Origin of the sequence: Sphingomonas sp., from assembly GCF_019746665.1 — a bacterium.
Taxonomy (GTDB): Bacteria; Pseudomonadota; Alphaproteobacteria; order Sphingomonadales; family Sphingomonadaceae; genus Sphingomonas.
Genome location: NZ_JAIERS010000007.1, coordinates 55,406 through 73,295, shown reverse-complemented (window position 1 = coordinate 73,295; position 17,890 = coordinate 55,406). Strand labels below are relative to the sequence as shown.

The 17,890-nt window shown below is 67.7% G+C and carries 17 protein-coding genes; 15 read left to right on the top strand and 2 right to left on the bottom strand.

Features of this window, described 5'->3' with window-relative positions; all coding sequences use genetic code 11:
• The first annotated feature begins 4 nt into the window (after nt 1–4).
• From nuoI to K2X73_RS06615, 11 genes are all read left to right on the top strand, one after another.
• Nucleotides 5–490, top strand: coding sequence for an NADH-quinone oxidoreductase subunit NuoI (gene nuoI, locus K2X73_RS06665; RefSeq protein WP_294109382.1), 486 nt, complete (start codon nt 5–7; stop codon nt 488–490).
• Nucleotides 491–592: 102 nt separating this feature from the next.
• A complete protein-coding gene (locus K2X73_RS06660) occupies nt 593–1,204 on the top strand; it encodes an NADH-quinone oxidoreductase subunit J (protein ID WP_294109381.1) in 612 nt (203 codons plus the stop codon).
• Nucleotides 1,201–1,506, top strand: a complete 306-nt coding sequence (gene nuoK, locus K2X73_RS06655; RefSeq protein ID WP_294109380.1) for an NADH-quinone oxidoreductase subunit NuoK — start codon at nt 1,201–1,203, stop codon at nt 1,504–1,506. The genes K2X73_RS06660 and nuoK overlap by 4 nt, the downstream gene beginning before the upstream one ends.
• A 3-nt stretch (nt 1,507–1,509) precedes the next feature.
• A complete protein-coding gene (gene nuoL / locus K2X73_RS06650) occupies nt 1,510–3,606 on the top strand; it encodes an NADH-quinone oxidoreductase subunit L (protein WP_294109379.1) in 2,097 nt (698 codons plus the stop codon).
• 7 nt (nt 3,607–3,613) lie between these two features.
• The gene (locus tag K2X73_RS06645) at nt 3,614–5,140 is read left to right on the top strand and encodes an NADH-quinone oxidoreductase subunit M (protein ID WP_294109378.1); all 1,527 of its coding nucleotides are present in this window, start codon (nt 3,614–3,616) and stop codon (nt 5,138–5,140) included.
• Nucleotides 5,140–6,579: an NADH-quinone oxidoreductase subunit NuoN gene (gene nuoN / locus K2X73_RS06640; protein WP_294109377.1), complete on the top strand. Its 1,440-nt coding sequence runs from the start codon at nt 5,140–5,142 to the stop codon at nt 6,577–6,579. The genes K2X73_RS06645 and nuoN overlap by 1 nt, the downstream gene beginning before the upstream one ends.
• Nucleotides 6,576–7,301, top strand: coding sequence for a biotin--[acetyl-CoA-carboxylase] ligase (locus tag K2X73_RS06635; RefSeq protein ID WP_294109476.1), 726 nt, complete (start codon nt 6,576–6,578; stop codon nt 7,299–7,301). The genes nuoN and K2X73_RS06635 overlap by 4 nt, the downstream gene beginning before the upstream one ends.
• 9 nt (nt 7,302–7,310) lie before the next feature.
• Nucleotides 7,311–8,093, top strand: a complete 783-nt coding sequence (locus K2X73_RS06630; RefSeq protein ID WP_294109375.1) for a type III pantothenate kinase — start codon at nt 7,311–7,313, stop codon at nt 8,091–8,093.
• A gap of 165 nt (nt 8,094–8,258) precedes the next feature.
• Complete coding sequence (locus tag K2X73_RS06625) at nt 8,259–9,896, top strand: ribonuclease J (RefSeq protein ID WP_294109374.1); 1,638 nt, start codon at nt 8,259–8,261, stop codon at nt 9,894–9,896.
• A gap of 10 nt (nt 9,897–9,906) precedes the next feature.
• Nucleotides 9,907–10,185, top strand: a complete 279-nt coding sequence (locus K2X73_RS06620; protein WP_294109373.1) for a DUF1467 family protein — start codon at nt 9,907–9,909, stop codon at nt 10,183–10,185.
• A gap of 78 nt (nt 10,186–10,263) precedes the next feature.
• Nucleotides 10,264–10,908 (top strand): FMN-binding negative transcriptional regulator, encoded by a 645-nt coding sequence (locus tag K2X73_RS06615; protein WP_294109372.1) that lies wholly within the window; start codon nt 10,264–10,266, stop codon nt 10,906–10,908.
• On the opposite strand, the gene K2X73_RS06610 is transcribed toward K2X73_RS06615, so the two are convergent.
• The gene (locus K2X73_RS06610; protein ID WP_294109371.1) at nt 10,905–13,226 is read right to left on the bottom strand and encodes a hypothetical protein; all 2,322 of its coding nucleotides are present in this window, start codon (nt 13,224–13,226) and stop codon (nt 10,905–10,907) included. The two genes, K2X73_RS06615 and K2X73_RS06610, sit on opposite strands and share 4 nt — an antisense overlap.
• A gap of 79 nt (nt 13,227–13,305) precedes the next feature.
• Here K2X73_RS06610 and K2X73_RS06605 point away from each other — a divergent pair, with 79 nt between their 5' ends.
• Genes K2X73_RS06605 through K2X73_RS06590 form a run of 4 tightly spaced genes read left to right on the top strand, consistent with a single transcriptional unit; the run spans nt 13,306 to nt 17,318 of the window.
• A complete protein-coding gene (locus K2X73_RS06605; protein ID WP_294109370.1) occupies nt 13,306–13,596 on the top strand; it encodes an Hpt domain-containing protein in 291 nt (96 codons plus the stop codon).
• A gap of 58 nt (nt 13,597–13,654) precedes the next feature.
• Nucleotides 13,655–14,836, top strand: coding sequence for a hypothetical protein (locus K2X73_RS06600; RefSeq protein WP_294109369.1), 1,182 nt, complete (start codon nt 13,655–13,657; stop codon nt 14,834–14,836).
• Between the two features lie 35 nt (nt 14,837–14,871).
• Nucleotides 14,872–15,978: a DUF2336 domain-containing protein gene (locus K2X73_RS06595; RefSeq protein ID WP_294109368.1), complete on the top strand. Its 1,107-nt coding sequence runs from the start codon at nt 14,872–14,874 to the stop codon at nt 15,976–15,978.
• Complete coding sequence (locus K2X73_RS06590; protein WP_294109366.1) at nt 15,975–17,318, top strand: HAMP domain-containing sensor histidine kinase; 1,344 nt, start codon at nt 15,975–15,977, stop codon at nt 17,316–17,318. The genes K2X73_RS06595 and K2X73_RS06590 overlap by 4 nt, the downstream gene beginning before the upstream one ends.
• Here the strand turns inward: K2X73_RS06590 and K2X73_RS06585 are convergent.
• Nucleotides 17,216–17,863: a hypothetical protein gene (locus tag K2X73_RS06585; RefSeq protein WP_294109365.1), complete on the bottom strand. Its 648-nt coding sequence runs from the start codon at nt 17,861–17,863 to the stop codon at nt 17,216–17,218. The two genes, K2X73_RS06590 and K2X73_RS06585, sit on opposite strands and share 103 nt — an antisense overlap.
• Nucleotides 17,864–17,890: the final 27 nt, after the last annotated feature.

The window sequence follows — 17,890 nt, the reverse complement described above, 5'->3', positions numbered from 1 at the left end:
TCAAATGAACTTCGCCCAAACCCTCAAGGCCTTCACCCTCTGGGAATTCCTGAAGGCCCACGCGCTGACCTTGAGCTATTTCTTCAAGCCCAAGGCGACGATCAACTATCCGTTCGAGAAGAACCCCATCTCCCCGCGCTTCCGCGGCGAACACGCGCTGCGCCGCTATCCCAATGGCGAGGAACGCTGCATCGCGTGCAAGCTGTGCGAGGCGATCTGCCCGGCGCAGGCGATCACGATCGAGGCCGAGCCGCGCGCTGACGGTAGCCGGCGCACCACGCGCTACGACATCGATATGACCAAGTGCATCTATTGCGGCTTCTGCCAGGAAGCCTGCCCGGTCGATGCGATCGTCGAGGGGCCGAATTTCGAATTTTCGACCGAAACGCGTGAGGAGCTGATCTACGACAAGGCCAAGCTGCTCGATAACGGCGATCGCTGGGAAAGCGTGCTGGCGGCCAATCTTGCCGCCGATGCGCCCTACCGCTAAAGCCGCCGCAACATTGATTCAAAGAACGCCGGTGGCCGATCGCGCCGCCGCTGCCCGGGCGCTTATGCGGCCCAGGCGATGCCGGAAACAGGGGCCTAAAACTTGATCCAGGTCTTCGCCTTCTACCTCTTTGCCGGCATCACGCTGCTTTCCGGCGCGATGACGATCGCCTCGCGCAACCCGGTGCATTCGGTGCTGTGGCTGATCTTCGCTTTCTTCAACGCCGCCGGGCTGATGGTGCTGGTCGGCGCCGAGTTCATCGCCATGCTGCTGGTGATCGTTTACGTGGGTGCCGTCTCGGTGCTGTTCCTGTTCGTGGTGATGATGCTCGATATCGACTTCGTCCACCTGCGGCGCGGAGTGTACGCCTATCTGTGGCCGGGCCTCGCGCTCGCGGCAGCGCTCGCGATCGAGATTTTCATCGCGGTCGGTGCCTGGCAGACCGGGCCGATCGCGCTTGGCCGCCGCATCGCGCCCACGCCCCAGGGCAAGCCCAATATCGAGGCGGTCGGCGAGCTGCTTTATTCCCGCTATCTGTACATCTTCGAAGCGGCGGGGCTGGTGCTGCTGGTCGCGATGATCGGCGCGATCGTGCTCACTCACCGCAAGCGCCAGGGAGTGAAGCCGCAGAACATCGCCCGCCAGATCGCGCGCCGGCCGGAAGAGGCGGTACGCAACGTCAACCAGCCCGTGGGGCAGGGAGTGGAGCTGTGATCGGGCTCATTCACTATCTAATCGTCGCCGCGATCCTCTTCACGATGGGCGTGCTCGGCATTTTCCTCAATCGAAAGAACATCATCGTCATCCTGATGGCGATCGAGCTGATTCTGCTGGCGGTGAACATTAATTTCGTCGCGTTCAGCGCGTTCCTGGGCGATCTGGTCGGCCAGATTTTCGCGATGTTCGTGCTGACGGTCGCCGCGGGCGAAGCGGCGATCGGCCTGGCGATCCTGGTGATCTTCTTCCGTGGCCGCGGCACGATCGCGGTTGACGACATCAATCGGATGAAGGGGTAAAAGGTGGGCACCTCCATCCTGCTTCTGGTTTTCCTGCCGCTGTTCGCGTCGCTTATCGCCGGGCTCGGCAACCGCGCGATCGGCAATGTCGCGGCGAAGAGCGTGACGACCGGGGCGCTGTTCGTCTCGGCAGCGCTCAGCTGGTCGATTTTCGTGCCGTTTCTGCAAGGCGCGGCGGCGGTGAGCGTGACGCCGGTGGGCGCCTGGATTCATTCGGGCAGCATGGTGATCGACTGGGCGCTGCGCGTCGATGCGCTGACGGCGGTGATGCTGGTCGTGATCACTTCGGTTTCGGCGCTCGTCCATCTGTATAGCTGGGGTTATATGGCGGAGGACCCGGACCAGCCGCGCTTCTTCGCTTACCTTTCGCTATTCACCTTCGCGATGCTGATGCTGGTGACGGCGCAGAACATCGTGCAATTGTTCTTCGGCTGGGAAGGCGTGGGCCTCGCCAGCTATCTGCTGATCGGCTTCTGGTTCAGGAAACCGAGCGCGAAGGCGGCGGCGATCAAGGCGTTCGTCGTCAACCGCGTCGGTGACCTGGGCTTCATGCTCGGTATTTTCGCAGTGTATCTGGTGTTCGGCACCATCTCGATCCCTGAAATCCTGGCGGCGGTGCCGCAGCATGCCGGTTCGACGATCGGTTTCCTCTGGTTCCGCGCCGACACGCTGACCGTCTGCTGCCTGCTGCTGTTCGTCGGCGCGATGGGCAAGTCGGCGCAGCTGGGCCTCCACACCTGGCTCCCCGACGCGATGGAGGGGCCGACGCCGGTTTCCGCGCTGATCCACGCTGCGACGATGGTGACGGCGGGCGTGTTCATGGTCTGCCGCCTGTCGCCCTTGTTCAATGCGAGCCCGATCGCGCTCGACGTGGTGATGGCGGTGGGCGCCGCGACCTGCTTCTTCGCCGCGACCGTTGGCTTAGTGCAGACCGACATCAAGCGGGTGATCGCTTATTCGACCTGCTCGCAGCTGGGCTACATGTTCTTCGCCGCCGGCACGGGTGCCTATGGCGCGGCGATGTTCCACCTGTTCACCCACGCCTTCTTCAAGGCGTTGCTGTTCCTGGGCGCGGGATCGGTGATCCATGCGATGCACCATGAGCAGGATATGCGCTATTATGGCGGCCTGCGGAAACACATCCCGCTCACCTTCTGGGCGATGATGATGGGAACGCTGGCGATCACCGGCGTCGGCATTCCGGCGGTGTTCGGCAATGAGCTTGCGATCGGCTTTGCTGGCTTCCACTCGAAGGACGCGATCATCGAGGGCGCCTGGGCGGCCGGCCGGCATGGCGCGGCGGTCACCGGGATCATCGTCGCGCTGTTGACGAGTTTCTATTCGTGGCGGCTGATGTTCCTCACCTTCTGGGGCAAGCCGCGCTGGGCGGGGTCCGAGCATATCCAGCACGCCGCCCACGCGCACGATCATGGCGAGGCGCACGCCGTCGCGCATCACGGCGAGGTCGCGCACGAAGATGCGGGGCATGAGCCCGATCCGCACCACGCCGCGCATGATCATGGCCATGAGGGCACCGCCGGCTATCATCCGCATGAAAGCCCCTGGACGATGTTGCTGCCGCTCGGGCTGCTCTCGGTTGGCGCGGTGGTCGCGGGCTTCGTGTTCCACGGCGCGTTCATCGAGCCGGAAGCGGGCAAGGATTTCTGGCGCGGCGCGCTCGCCTTCAACGAGCATCTGGCGCACGCGACTCATGAAGTGCCGCTCGGGGTAAAGCTCTCCACCGCGATCGTGATGCTGCTCGGGCTGTTGGGCGCCTTCCAGGCCTATATCCGCGATCCCTCGCTTCCGGGGCGGACCGCGAACGGCGCGTGGCTGCTGTACAACTGGCTGATGCACAAATGGTATTTCGACGAGCTTTATGACCGGCTGTTCGTCCGCCCGGCCTTCGCGATCGGTCGCTTCTTCTGGCGGCGCGGCGACGAGCAGACGATCGATCGCTTCGGCCCCAATGGCGTCGCGGCGGTGGTCGCGAGCGGCAGCCGGGGCGCGGCGGCCCTGCAATCGGGGTATCTCTATACTTATGCCTTCGTCATGCTGATCGGGCTCACCGCTCTGGTCACCTGGGCAATCGCGAGCTGAGGGGGCGATGAACGGTTTTCCCATCCTGTCGATCATGCTGCTCGTGCCCGCGCTCGCCGCGGCAGGCTGCCTGTTCCTCGACGCCAAGGGGGCGCGCTGGCTCGCGCTCGCGGCGACGTTGGTCGATCTCGCACTCGGCGTTTTCCTCTGGTCCAATTTCGACATCGGCGGCGCGCAGTGGCAGTTCGTCGAGCGTTCGGCGCCGATTTTCGGCCAGTTCGGCTGGGCGCTGGGGATCGACGGCTTCGCGCTGATGCTGATCATGCTCAGCGTGTTCCTGATGCCGATCTGCATCGGGGCGAGCTGGGAGTCGGTCACGTCGCGCGTGCCCGAATACATGGCCGCGTTCCTGTTCACCGAAGTGCTGATGATCGGCACCTTCGCCGCGCAGGACCTGTTCCTGTTCTACGTCTTCTTCGAAGGCGGACTGATCCCAATGTTCCTGATCATCGGGATCTGGGGCGGCGCGAACCGGATTTACGCGAGCTACAAGTTCTTCCTCTATACGCTGCTCGGATCGCTGCTGATGCTGATTGCCATGCTTTACATGGCGCAGCAGGCGGGGACGAGCTACATCCCCGATCTGCTGCGGCACGATTTCCCGGTCGCGGCGCAGACTTGGCTGTGGCTCGCCTTCTTCGCCTCGTTCGCGGTGAAGATGCCGATGTGGCCGGTCCACACCTGGCTGCCCGACGCGCACGTGCAGGCGCCGACCGCGGGATCGGTGATCCTGGCGGGCGTGCTGCTGAAGCTTGGCGGTTATGGCTTCCTGCGCTTCTCGGTGCCGATGTTCCCGCAGGCCTCGGCCGAGCTGACCTGGCTGATCCTGACGCTGTCGGCGATCGCGGTGATCTACACCAGCCTCGTCGCGCTGGTGCAGAACGACATGAAGAAGCTGATCGCCTATTCATCGGTCGCGCATATGGCGATCGTCACGATCGGGCTGTTCGCCTTCAATCGCCAGGGCATCGAGGGCGCGATGATCGTGATGCTTAGCCACGGGCTGGTCTCGGGTGCGCTCTTCCTGTGCGTCGGCATCATCTATGATCGGCTGCACACCCGCGAGATTGCGCGCTATGGCGGCCTCGCGATCAACATGCCGCGCTATGCTGTGTTCTTCCTGCTGTTCACCATGGCCTCGATCGGGCTGCCGGGGACGAGCGGGTTCGTTGGTGAATTCCTGTCGCTCGCCGGCACCTATCAGGTCTCAACCTGGGCGGCGCTTCTCTGCACCACCGGCATCATTCTGGGCGCGGCCTACATGCTGTACCTTTATGCGCGGGTCGCGTTTGGCGATCTGGAGCATCAGGATGTGCGGTTGATGCCGGACCTGTCGGGCCGCGAACTGGCGATGCTGGTGCCGCTCGGCCTCGCGGTGCTGTGGATGGGGGTTTATCCCGAGAGCTTCCTGGCGCCGATGCGTGGCGATGTCGGCAAGCTGGTCGCCCGAGTGCAATCGGTGAAGCCCGCCGGGGACTCGCTCCCCACGCCGGGCAAGCCCGTCGCGACGCTCGCGGCGGCGGAGACGCATTGATGAGCTATGCAACCAATCTTCTGATGACCCTGCCCGAACTGGTGCTGTCGATCGGCGCGATCGCGCTGATGATGGTCGCCGCTTGGGGCGGGCAGGGCGTCACGCGGGCGATCGGCTGGGCGTCGGTCGCAGTGCTGATCGGCGCGGGCGTGGCGCTCGGCATGTCGACCGGGGGCGATGCCTTTGCCGGGCTGTACAAGGCCGATGCCTTCGCGGTGTTCGGCAAGGTGCTGGTCTATAGTGCTGCCGCCGTCGCGATCCTGATGGCGCCCGGGTTTTTCGCGCGCACGGCGGGCGATGATCTGCGCCCCGAATATCCGGTGCTGATCCTGCTTTCGGCGGTCGGCATGGGGATGATGGTGTCGGCGGGCGATCTGCTGACGCTCTATGTCGGGCTGGAGCTGCAGAGCCTCGCCGCTTATGTGCTGGCGAGCTTCATGCGGCGGGATACGCGCTCGGCGGAAGCGGGCCTCAAATATTTCGTGCTCGGGGCGCTGGCGAGCGGCATCCTGCTCTACGGCATCTCGCTGGTCTATGGCTTCAGCGGCACGACCCTGTTCGACTCGATCGCAACGGCCTATGCGGGCAATCATTCGAAGGGCCTGTTGTTCGGGCTGGTATTCGTCTTCGCCGGGCTCGCCTTCAAGATGAGCGCGGTGCCTTTCCATATGTGGACGCCGGACGTTTACGAAGGCGCGCCGACCCCGGTGACGGCGTTCTTCGGCTCGGCGCCGAAGGTTGCGGCGATCCTGCTGACGGTGCGCGTCGCGGTGGAAGCAATGGGGCCGGCGCAGCTCGAATGGCGGCAGATCGTGATCTTCGCCTCGCTCGCCTCGATCGTGCTCGGCGCGGCCGGCGCGATCGGGCAATCGAACATCAAGCGGCTGCTCGCATATAGTTCGATCAACAATGTCGGCTTCGCGCTGATCGGGCTGGCGGCGGGCACGCCGCAGGGCGTGTCGGCGGTGCTCGTCTATATGGCGATCTATATCGTCATGACGCTCGGCAGCTTCCTGATCGTGCTGCAGATGAAGGACGCCGAAGGGCGGCATATCGAGGAGGTAGCGAGCCTTTCGGGCTTGTCGCGCACAAAGCCATACCTGGCTTTTGCGCTCGCGGTGATGATGTTCTCGCTCGCCGGTATCCCGCCGCTGTTCGGCTTCTACGCCAAGTTCGCGGTGTTCTGGGCGGCGGTGCAGGCGGGGCTGTTCCTCTATGCCGCGATCGGCATCGCGCTGTCGGTGGTGGGCGCCTATTATTATCTGCGGATCATCAAGACGATGTATTTCGATGACCCCGCGCCTGCGTTCGCGCCGGTCGAGAGCGGGGTCGAGGGCGGGCTGATCGCGGCTTCTACCGCGTTCCTGTCGCCGCTTGGCTATCTCGCCATCCCGGCGCTGGCGGCGTGGAGCCTCGCTGCGGCGAAGGCTTTGTTCTGACGATCCGCACCGTCGTAGAGACGGGTTCGACCAACGCCGATCTGCTTGCGCTGGCGCGGCAGGTAGAGGAAGGCTTCTGGCTCCGCGCCGAGCGCCAAACGGCCGGGCGGGGGCGACAGGGTCGGGCCTGGGTATCGCCGCCGGGCAACTTTTATGGATCGACGCTCGTGCGGCTGCGGCCGAGCGATCCCGCGGCGCCGGGGCTCGCGCTGGTGGCGGGCGTGGCGCTGTTCGAGGCGGTTGCAGGCATATTGCGCACCACTTCTTCAGGGGAGCGGCTTGAGAACGCTCTCCAGCTCAAATGGCCCAACGATCTGTTGCTGGGTGGCGCCAAGCTCGCGGGCATTCTGCTCGAACGCGCGGGTGACGCCGTGGTGGTGGGCATCGGGGTGAACCTAGCTCACCATCCCGATGATCTCGGCCGTCCCGTGACAAGCCTCGCCGACCATGCTTCCGCGCCGACGCCCGAAGCCTTCGTCGACACGCTCGCCAGACGCTTCGCCCATTGGCTCGTCCGGTGGCGGGGGGAGGGGCTCTCCGCCATCGTTGCAGCCTGGGAAGTCCGCGCGCACCCGCTAGGCACGCCGCTCGCCGCCGCGCTGCCCGATGGGCGGGGGGTCGAAGGTGCCTTTGCCGGGCTCGATGCGGACGGCGCGCTGATCCTCGGCTTGGCGGATGGCGGTCGCCATGTCATTCACGCCGGCGACGTGTTTCTGATTTAGGGGGTTCCGATGCTGCTCGCGATCGATGCCGGCAACACCAATGTGGTGTTCGCGTTGGTGAAGGACCAGCAGATCCTCGCGCGCTGGCGCATCGCCACCGAGGCCCGGCGCACGGCGGATGAATATGCCGTCTGGCTCAGCCAGTTGCTCACCCTGGAGGGCTTCGCGCGTGAGCAGGTGACGGGTGTGATCATCGCCACCGTCGTCCCGCGCGCGCTGCACAACCTGCAGACGCTCGCGCGCAAATATTTCAACACCGAACCGCTCGTGGCTGGTCACCCGCCGATCGAATGGGGGTTCGAGATCGACGTGAAGGAGCCCGCCTCCTTGGGTGCCGACCGCGCGGTCAACGCGATCGCCGCCCATGCCCGCCACCCGGGCGATCTGATCGTGATCGACTTCGGCACCGCCACCACTTTCGAAGTCATCGACTTCAACGGCGCCTATAAGGGCGGCATCATCGCGCCGGGCATCAACCTCTCGCTCGACGCGCTCGTCACCGCCGCCGCCAAGCTGCCGCGCATCGCGATCGAGGCGCCCGACGATACCCAGGTGATCGGCCGCGACACGGTGAGCCAGATGCATATCGGCATCTATTGGGGCTATGTCGCGATGATCGAGGGGCTGGTCGCGCGGCTGAAGGCCGAAATCGGGCGCCCGGCCAAGGTGATCGCGACCGGCGGACTCGCCATCCTGTTCGAGCGGCACACTACCGCCTTCGACGCGATCGAGCCCGATCTCACGATTCAAGGGCTGGCGCTGATGTGGGAACGCGCCCATATCGGGGCATGAAGTGGCCCGATCGGGCTAGCTTGACATCATGCCTCACCGTCATGCTGGCGTCGCCTCGACCCGCGGGTGCGGTGGCGGGCGGACGTTACGCCGGACTTGATATAGCAGTAGATGCTGTCACGACCGCCCGGCGCCGTGGTGCGAATTTGATTGAGAGAGAATAGCTTGAAACCAGGGAATGAACTGATTTTCGCGGCGCTTGGCGGATCGGGGGAGATTGGCATGAACGTCAATCTCTATGGCTGCCAGGGCAAATGGATCATGGTCGATTGCGGCATCACCTTCGCCGATCCGGCCTATCCGGGGATCGACCTGATTCTGCCCGATCTGAGCTTCATCGAGGAGCGGATCGACGATCTGCTCGGCATCGTGCTGACGCATGGGCACGAAGACCATATCGGCGCGCTGCCTTATCTGGCGGAGGATTTGGGCGTGCCGCTCTATGCCTCGCCCTTCACCGCCGGGCTGATCGCCGGCAAGCTCGACGAGGAGGGCAATCGCCAGCGGGTGACGTTGAAGGTCGTGGCCCCGGGTGAGGATTTCCAGCTCGGGCCGTTCGGCCTGCGTTTCGTACCGGTCGCGCACTCGATCCCCGAGGGCAATGCGCTGCTGATCGACACCCCGCTCGGCCGTGTGTTCCACACCGGCGACTGGAAGCTCGACGAGACGCCGGTGCTTACTGCCGGTGCGGCGCCCGAAACGCTCACGGCGATCGGCGATGCAGGCGTGCTGGCGCTGGTGTGCGATTCGACCAATGTGTTCAACGCCGAAGCCTCGGGCTCCGAAGCAAGCGTGCGCGCCGGGCTGACTGAGGCGGTGGCGGCGGCGCGCGGCCGCGTGCTGGTGACGACCTTCGCCTCCAACGCCGCGCGGCTCAAGACGCTGGCCGAGGTCGCCGAGGCGTGCGGGCGGCGGCTATGTGTCGCGGGCCGCTCGCTTGACCGCATCCTGAAAGTCTCGCGCGCGACGGGCTATCTGCGCGACCTGCCCGAGTTGATTGACGTCGATCAGGCGATGCGGCTACCCGCCAATCAGGTGCTGATCATCGCGACCGGCGGCCAGGGCGAGGAACGCGCGGCACTTGCCCGGATCGCGGGAGACAGCCACCCGATCCGGCTCGGCACCGGCGACACGGTGATCTTCTCGTCCAAACAAATCCCAGGCAACGAGGTCGCGATCGGGCGGATCATGAACCAGCTGGCTGCAAAGGGGGTGGTGATGATCACCGATCGCCAGCACCATGTTCACGTCTCGGGCCATCCCGGCCGGCCGGAGCTGGAGGCGATGTATCGCTGGATACGCCCCGAAATCCTGGTGCCGGTCCATGGCGAGATGCGCCACCTGATGGAACAGGCGCGCTTCGGCCAGGCGTGCGGCATCCCCCAGGCAGTGGTGCAGCGCGATGGCGAAATCATCCGCCTTGCCCCCGGCAAGCCGGCCAAGATCGGCCATGCCCCGGTCGGGCGGCTGGTGCTCGATGGCGATGTGATCCTGCCGGCCGATGGCGGCACGATCAACGAACGCCGCAAGATCGCGATCAACGGCCAGATTTCGGTCGCCGCCGCGATCGGCAAGGGCGGGCGCGTGCTCGGCCGGCCGCAGCTGCGGCTGAACGGCGTGCCGGTGGAGGAGGAGCGCGAGCCGTTTATCGCCGAAGCGGCGGCGGCGGCGACCGAGGCGTTGCTGGACGGCGGACGCGACCGCGAGAAGCTGCGCGAGGAGGTGCGGCTCGCCGTGCGTCGGGTGGCGACCCGATGGACGGGGAAGAAGCCAGTGGTCGACGTGCTGCTGATCGAGGCGTAGGAACGCGGCCATGCCCATCGGCTCGGCGATCGCGATTTATTTCCTGTTCTGGGTGTTCACGGTGTTCATCGTGCTGCCCTTTGGCGTGCGCACCGCTGATGAGGCGGGCGTGCCCAAGGTGCCCGGCCAGGCCGACAGCGCGCCCGCCGAGTTCCGCCCCTGGCGGATCGCCCTGCGGGTAACGGTGGTGGCGAGCATCTTGTTCGGCCTGTTCATGCTCAATTACCGCTATGGCTGGGTCACCCCGCAGATGATCGACTTCTTCACCTGGGCGGGGCCGCGGCATTGAAGCGGGGCATGGCCAAAGTTTAAACAAAGGGCGGCGACAGGCCGGTGGCCGGGCGGGATCAGCCGGAGGTCGATGACGATGTACGTTCCTCTACCCTATCTGGAAACGCGGCGATCGGTGCTGCTGGCGGCGATCGCGGCGCGATCGTTCGGGACGCTGATCACCGCGCTGGATGGCGAGATCATGATCAGCCATTTGCCCTTCGCGGTGGCGGGCGAGGCTGGCGCCGAGACGCTGATCGCGCATCTCGCCCGATCCAATCCGCAGTGGCGCGCGATCGCCGCCGGGGCGACAGCGCTCGCCTCCTTCCTGCTCGACGATGCCTATATCTCGCCCGGCTGGTATCCCTCCAAGGCCGAGACGGGGAGGGTAGTGCCCACCTGGAATTATGTCGCGGTCGAGGCGCGCGGGCCTATGGCGCTGGTCGAGACCGGGCCGGAGCTGCTGGCGCTCGTCGACAAGCTCACGGGGCGCCATGAATCGGGGCGGGAGCATCCCTGGTCGATATCGGACGCGCCTGCTGAGTTCACCGCCGCGCTTCTGAACGGCATCGTCGGGGTATGCATGACGATCGAAGCGCTCACCGGGGCGTGGAAGCTCGATCAGAAGAAGCGCCCCGAGGACCGCGACGGCGCGGCGAGGGGCCTCGGCGCCGAAGGGGCGAGCCTCGCCTCCCTCATGCGGGCGGGGAGAGCCCCGGCCGGGGATGAAGCCGCCGCTTAAGTCCGCAGCCGCTCGATCGCCTGCGCGAGCGCGACGTAGAGCTTGCCCATGTCGGACGAGAGCAGGGTTACCCCGATCGGCGCGCCATCGCGCTGAGCGAGCACGACGCGCAGCATCGCCTCGAAATCGTGGATATAGCGGTTCACCTGATCGCGGAAACCGGCGTCGAGATCATAGAGCCGCGCCACCTCGCGCGCCTCGCCCGCTTCGAGCAGGCGCACCGCGCGGCGCGTGAACACCCCACGATCGCCCTTCAGATAGGCCGCCCAGGCGCTGTCGGTGACTTCGGCCGAGAAGGCCTTGGCGATGTCGATCGCCGCCGAATTGAGCGCTTCGATCAGCACCGAGGAGCGGCGTCCGAAACTCTCGGTCTCGGCCTGGTCGCGTTCGACCCGAGCCTGTTCGATCCGCGCATCGACTTCGCGCGCGGCGCCTTCGATCGTCAGCAATTGCTCGGCGAGCCGGTCCGACGCGCGCTGCGCCGCGCCGACCGCGCTGTCGGCGGCGTGGCTCAATTCCTGGAGGTGCCGCTCAAAGCTTTGCCCCAGCGCGCGTTGCATCGCCTGGGTGCTGGCGTTCTCGATCAGCGCCGCCGCTTCGGGGATCACCGCCCCCAGTGTTTCGCGGGCGCGATCGGCGGCGATCGCGGCCGAGTCGCGTACCTTGACCAGCGCCTCCATCAGCCGGGGCGCGGCCTGGCCGGTGAAATCCTGGGTGCGGCCGATGGTTTCGTCGAGTGCCTCGCCGATCGCCTCGGCGCGCTCGCGGCCCTGCGCCAGCGCGTCGTTCAACAGGCGTGACAGCTCATCGAGCGTGCGGCGCTGTCCCTGGATCACCTGCGCGATCGCCTCGATCGCGTCGTGCGTGCTTTCGGCCGCCGTGACGAGCGCGAGCAGTTCGGGCTTGGCCGCGCTTACCGCCTGGCGGCTGGCCGCGACGCGCGTGTCGAGCCGCGCGAGCGCCTCGGGCAAGGTCTCGTCGATCTCGCGCGCGGCGGCGTCGAGCGCGATCAGCAGATCCTCGCTGGTCTTGATCGTGTTGCGCGCGAGCTGTTCGCCGATTTGCAGCGTCTCGCCCATCGCCTCCGCCGAGCCGCCCAGCGCGCTGATCGAGGCGGCGAGCGTCTGGTTGCGCTCGATCGCGTTGCGATGGAAATCGCCCACCCGCGCCTCGATCACCTGGAATTGGCGATCGAGGTCGGTTGCGAGCGCGTCGCCCGCACGGCGCTGTTCGGCGAGCCGGGCGGCCATGCGATCGACCACCGCGTCCACCTCGGCAATGCGCGCGGCGAGCGCGTCGATCGCATCGTGCCCGGCGCGCTCGAGCCCGCTTTGATGCGCGCTCAGCAATTGCAGCATCGCCTCGCCCTGCGCGGCGATCCCGGCGCGGGCCTGATCGACCGCGTCGGCGGTTTGTCCGAGCAGCCCGGTCACGCGCTGCGCGCTGGCGTCGGTCGCGCCCTCCAGCCGGGTGACCGCCTGCGTCACCATCGCGTCGAGCGCTTCGCTGTTCGCGCTCAACCGTTCGAGCGCGCCGTGCGCCGCTGCTTCGCTCGCGCGCGCCTCGGCGCCCAATTGCGCGAATCGTTCGGCGAGTTGACCGCTGGCCGCATCGGCGGCGGCGGCGCTGGCGTCGATCGCCTGGGTGATCGTCTGCGCGGTCGCCCCGGCGCGGGGAAGCGCTTCGAGCAAGCCGGCGAGCTGGCGTTCGGCGCCGGTCACCGCCTCGCTCAGCTGGCGCGCCTGCGTGTCGGCGCGGGCGATCTGCTCGGCCATCCCGTCGCTGGTCGCGGTTAGCCGCGCGGCGGCCTGATCGCCCATCGCCTGGAGCGCGGCGTTTTGCGCGGCGAGGCGTTGCTGCCCATCCGCCAGCTGCGCCGCGACGCGGGCGAGGCTCGCCTCGAGCGCCTGGGCCTCGGCGCGCATTGTCGCGGCGATATCGGCGAAGCCCCGCGCTTCGACCCGGCTGTTGCGCTGCGCGATCAGCCAGACGAGCGCGATCAGCGCGAGCGGCACGCACAAGGCGCCGACCAATTCGACCTGCTCGATCGCCGTCAGCGCCGCGATCGGGACCGGGCGGAGCAAAGCGACCGCGGTGCCAAGCCAGGCCAACGCCGCCAGGCTGGCCAGCAATGGCACCACCCAGCGCCGGCGACGCACGGCCGGTGTCGGATCGAGCGGGGCGAGAGGATCGGGGGCGAAAGCTTCGGCGGGCGGTAGCGCCTCGAAACTATCTTCAAGCAGCAGCGCGTCCTCGGCCCCGTCGTCGGGTGCGTCATCGGGCGCGTAGCGCGGGTCCAGCCTCGTTCCCCCATCCATGCCGCCTGCGTATCACGAAAGCGCCGGTCGCAAAAGTTTTCGCAACCTTCGCTTAACCTTGGAGAACTACGGTCCCGCCATGGCCTATGATCCCGGGGCAATCGACGCGACCTTGGCGGCGGCGGTGGGCGAAGACCCGCAGCTGATCACCGAACTGCGCCGCGCGTTCATCGAAAGCGCCGAGCGCTGCATCGCCAGCCTGCGCGCCGCCGAAAGCGCGGAGGCGTGGCGCGGCGCGGGGCTACGGCTGAAGGGTCTCGCCGCCAGCTTCGGCGCGGTGCGGCTGATGGCACTCGCGGAGGAAGTCGCCGCCGCGCCGCATGATATGCGCTTGGTGGCGCGGGTCGAGCGGGCGCTGACCCGCTTCTAGGGCATTCGCGCCAACGGGGCTTTGCCAAGCGGCGCGTGCTCGCTTAAGCCCCTCGCCAATGCTTGCCGGTCTCCTTTTCGCGATTGCCGATGCCGACGACAGCCCCGAAACGCTGGTCGCGACGCTGCCCTTTGGCGGGCACAGCCTGATCGAGTTCCAAGCGCGGCTGCTCGCCGGCGCGGGCGCGGGGCAGATCGTGGTGGTGGTCGAACGGCTCACCCCCGAACTGCTCGGCGCGGTGAACCGCATGGCGCGCCACGGCATCGCGATCGACGCGGTGCGCGGTGCGAGCGAGGCGGTGGCGAAGCTGCATCCGCTCGCCGAACTGCTGGTGATGGCCGACGGCCTGGTGACGACCGCCGAAACGATCGCGCCGCTTGCCGCCGCGCAAGGCGACGCGTTGCTCGTGACGAGCGACGCGGATGCGCTGCCAGGGCTAGAGCGCGTCGGGCGTGACGCGATCTGGGCCGGCATGGCGCGGGTGAGCGTGCGCCGCCTCGCCGATGTCGCGCGCCTGCCGGCCGATTATGATTTTCAATCCACGTTGCTGCGCGTCGCGGCGCAAGCGCGCCCGGAGCTGATCACGCTACCCGGCGGCGCGGCGCGGGCGAGCCATGGGATCGAGGCGAGCGCGGCGCCGCTGCAGGCGCGCAACCAAGCGGTGGTCGGCGCCGAACTCGGGGGGCGCGTCACCTGGGCTGACCGGCTAGTGGTCGCGCCGCTCGCTCGAGCGCTGTTGCCACTGGTGTTGCCACGGGCGGTGACGAGCGCGACGGTCGCTGGCGCGAGCGTGGTGTTGACCTTGATCGGCCTGGCGTTGCTCGCGATGGGCTGGGCGAGCGCGGGGCTGGCGCTGGTCGCCCTCGCGCATATCGGCTGGGCGCTTGGCGGCGCGCTCGCCTGGCTGCGCGACGAGCTGCGGCTGGCGGGCGCGGTGCGGCTTGGCGCGGTGATCGCCAGTGGCGCCGGAGCGGTGCTGCTCGGGCTTGGCCTGTGGCGCGCCGATGCGACCGCGAGCGGTCCGATCGCCGCCGCCGCGCTGATTGGCCTGGGGGCACTGCTCGAACGCGCGACGCCGCCCGAGCGCCGGCGGCGCTGGTGGCCGAGCCCGGCCGCCTATCCGCTGGTGCTGCTGCCGTTCGTCGCCGCCGGCCAGACGCTTGCTGGCTTGCTTGCGGCGGCGGTCTATGCCGGCGCGGCGCTGGCGGCGGCCATTGAGGCGGGGCGCGAAAAGGCTTAGCCTGAATTTAATCTTGTTTCCCTAGGCCGTTTGGCATGTCGGTCGATCAAGGCGACATCGACGAGGGCGTTCGCGCGAACGCCGGCCGTTTGCTCGCGCGCGGGGCAGGCGATGACGTAAGCGCCGATCGCCGCCTTGCCGCCGCGATCGACGATCTCGGCTTGCCCGATGCCTGGCGCTTGAGCGAGCGTACCCGCGCCTTGGTACATGAAAATTTCGCCGGGCAGTGCGGCCTGATCGAGCGCGCGCTGCGCCAGGGGACGAGCCGCCTGCTGGCGGAGCGTGGCGCGGGGGAACTCGCGCTCGCCGTGGAACAGCGTGGGTCGAGCGTCCACACGACGCTCGCCGCCGCCGGGATGCTCGCCGATCGCGGGCTGATGCGCGAGATGATCGGCCGCGCGCGCCAGGCGGCGCTCGCCGACACCCTCGTCACCGCCGCGCCCGAGGGGGCCGATCGGCCGAGTCTGATCGTCCGCCTGGTCGAACATCCCGACCCCGCCGTCGCCAATCTCGCCAGCGCCTTGATGGTGGCCGAGGCAAAGCGCCGCGACGGTCTCGCCAAGCCGCAGCACAGCGATCTGCCGGCTGAATGCCATCATCAGCTGGTATGGGCCGCTGCCGCCGTGCTCCGCGCCGAATTGTCACCGCGGCCCTGGACCGAGCAAGCCCGGATCGACGCCGCGCTTAGCGATGCCGCGCTCGGCGTGCTCGCCGAGCATGACGAGGGCGAGCGGCTGGAGGCGGTAGCGATGCGGCTCGCGGTCGCGCTCGCTCCGCCCGCGACCGAACTGGGCGCGCTGCTGGTCGAGGCATTGTGCGATCGCCGTGTCGCGCTCGCCATCGCCTTGCTCGCGCAAGCGTTGGGCCTGGATTATGACATTGTTCGTGACGTGTTGCTCGATCCCGTGCCCGATCGCTTGTGGCTGGCCCTGCGCGCGGCGGGGCTGGCGCGCCCGGCGATCGCGCGGATCGGGCTCGCGCTCGCCGATAGCGAGCCGGCGCGCGATCTGGAGGCGTTCGCCGATCAGCTGCCCGCGATCCTCGCGATCCCACCCGCCGACGCCCGCGCCGCGCTCGCGCCGCTCGCGCTGCATCCCGATTTCCGCGCGAGCCTGGTGCGGCTGGCAAGGGCGCTTGCATGAACCTGATTGATCCCGCCTTGCCGATCGTGCGCGGCCTGATCGACCCGCAGGGTCGGCTGGTGCAGGCCGATGACCGGCTGAGCGCGCTCAACGATCGCGCCGGTGGCGTGGTCGGCGCGCCGCTCGCGGTGCCGGCACTGGCGCGACTGGCGCGCCTCGCGCAGCGGCTGGGGGTGCTCGTCAGCCGCGCGGTGGTGGTGGCCGAGGGCGAAGACGATATCGACATGTGGGTCCGCGCCGAACCGACCGTGGCGGGGGTGCGGCTGGCGATTACCGGCTGGCGTCCGCGTCGCCCCTGGGAAGCGGCGGCGGCGCCCGAACGGCTGGTCGATTTCGTCGCCGCCGAGGGCAGCTGGCGCTTCGCGACCGACGCGAGCCTGCGATTGACGAGCGTTTCGGCCGATGCGCTCGCCCGCCATGGCCTCGATCTGAAGACACTGCTCGGCCAGCCGCTCACCCGGCTGTTCAGGCTGGAGGAGGACGCGCACGGCGCGGTGCCCATGCTCGGCGCGCTCGCGATGCGCGAACGGCTGGTCGATCAGCCCGCCGAATTGCGCGGGACGGGGGTAAAGCTGCGCATCAGCGCGGCGCCCCGCCTCGATGCGCTGAGCGGCTTCGCGGGAATCGAGGGGGCGGTGAGCGAGCTGGCGCCACCCGCCGCCGCGCCGGTGACGTCGGCGTTCGCCGAACGGCTCGACGCCGCGTTGCGCGCGCCGCTCGGGCGGATCATCGCCCATGCCGACAGCATCCATGCCCAAGCCGAAGGCCCGCTGCGCCAGGATTATGCCGATTACGCCGCCGATATCGCCTCGGCCGGGCGGCATCTGCTCGCCCTGGTCGACGATCTGGTCGATCTCCAGGCGATCGAGCGCCCCGATTTCCGCCCCGCCGCCGAAGCAATCGATCTGGCCGATGTCGCCCGCCGCGCCGCCGGACTGCTTCAGCTGCGCGCCGCCGAGCGCCGGGTGCGGATCGACAAGCCCGCGGCCGACGAGGCACTCCCCGCGACCGGCGAATTCCGGCGGGCGTTACAGATCATGGTCAACCTGATCGGCAACGCGGTGCGTTATTCGCCCGCCGACGCGATGGTGTGGGTCCGTGCCGAGCAGGAAGAAGGCCGCGCGCTGATCGTGGTCGCCGATCAGGGCAAGGGCATCGCGATCGAGGACCAGGCCCGCATCTTCGAAAAGTTCGAGCGGGTCGACAAGAGCGAGCCCGGCGGCAGCGGCCTTGGCCTCTACATCGCCCGCCGCCTGGCGCGCGCGATGGGCGGCGACCTGACGGTGGACAGCGCGCCGGGGCAGGGGGCGCGGTTTAGCTTCTGGTTGCCGGGGCGGTAGCGGGCGATTGGTTGTTCGGCGGCTCGGGGGGGGCGTATCAATTTCACCAACGGCTCGGCAGCGTCGGCGTCGAAAGTCCATTGCGAACGGCCAGCGCTGACGACATCGACGCGCTCCGAAATTTTTCCCAGCGGCGGCGGCTCTGTGGGTTTGATTGCCGCGGCGGGCGGCACGGCCGGGCAGCGTCTGTGCAGCGCCGCATCAAGCTTGCGGCCTGCGCCCCGATCTAAAAACCATTCGATCCGCTGCATTGGCTCATACGGGGCGTCGTCAATCCAAATGCGGCTCCGCCCGACCGCTGTGCCGTGCCAGGCGCCTCCCGAGCGGCGCGCAAGGACGATGCTGTATTCGTACGTGATAAGATGGCCGCCCCTGCCCAAAAGCATGATCATCTCGCGCGCTTGCGGCATCGGCTCGCCAATTGCTGTGCGGAGCCGTCGGTGCTCTTCGATCGCCGACGGAGTCGCGCTTGCTGCTTTGGTTCCGACGGGAACGCACGTGATTGACGCGGTGTCATCTGCGGGCAGGACGAGCGAAAGCAGCAATGGCCCAAGCATGCTGAAAAGTTAAGG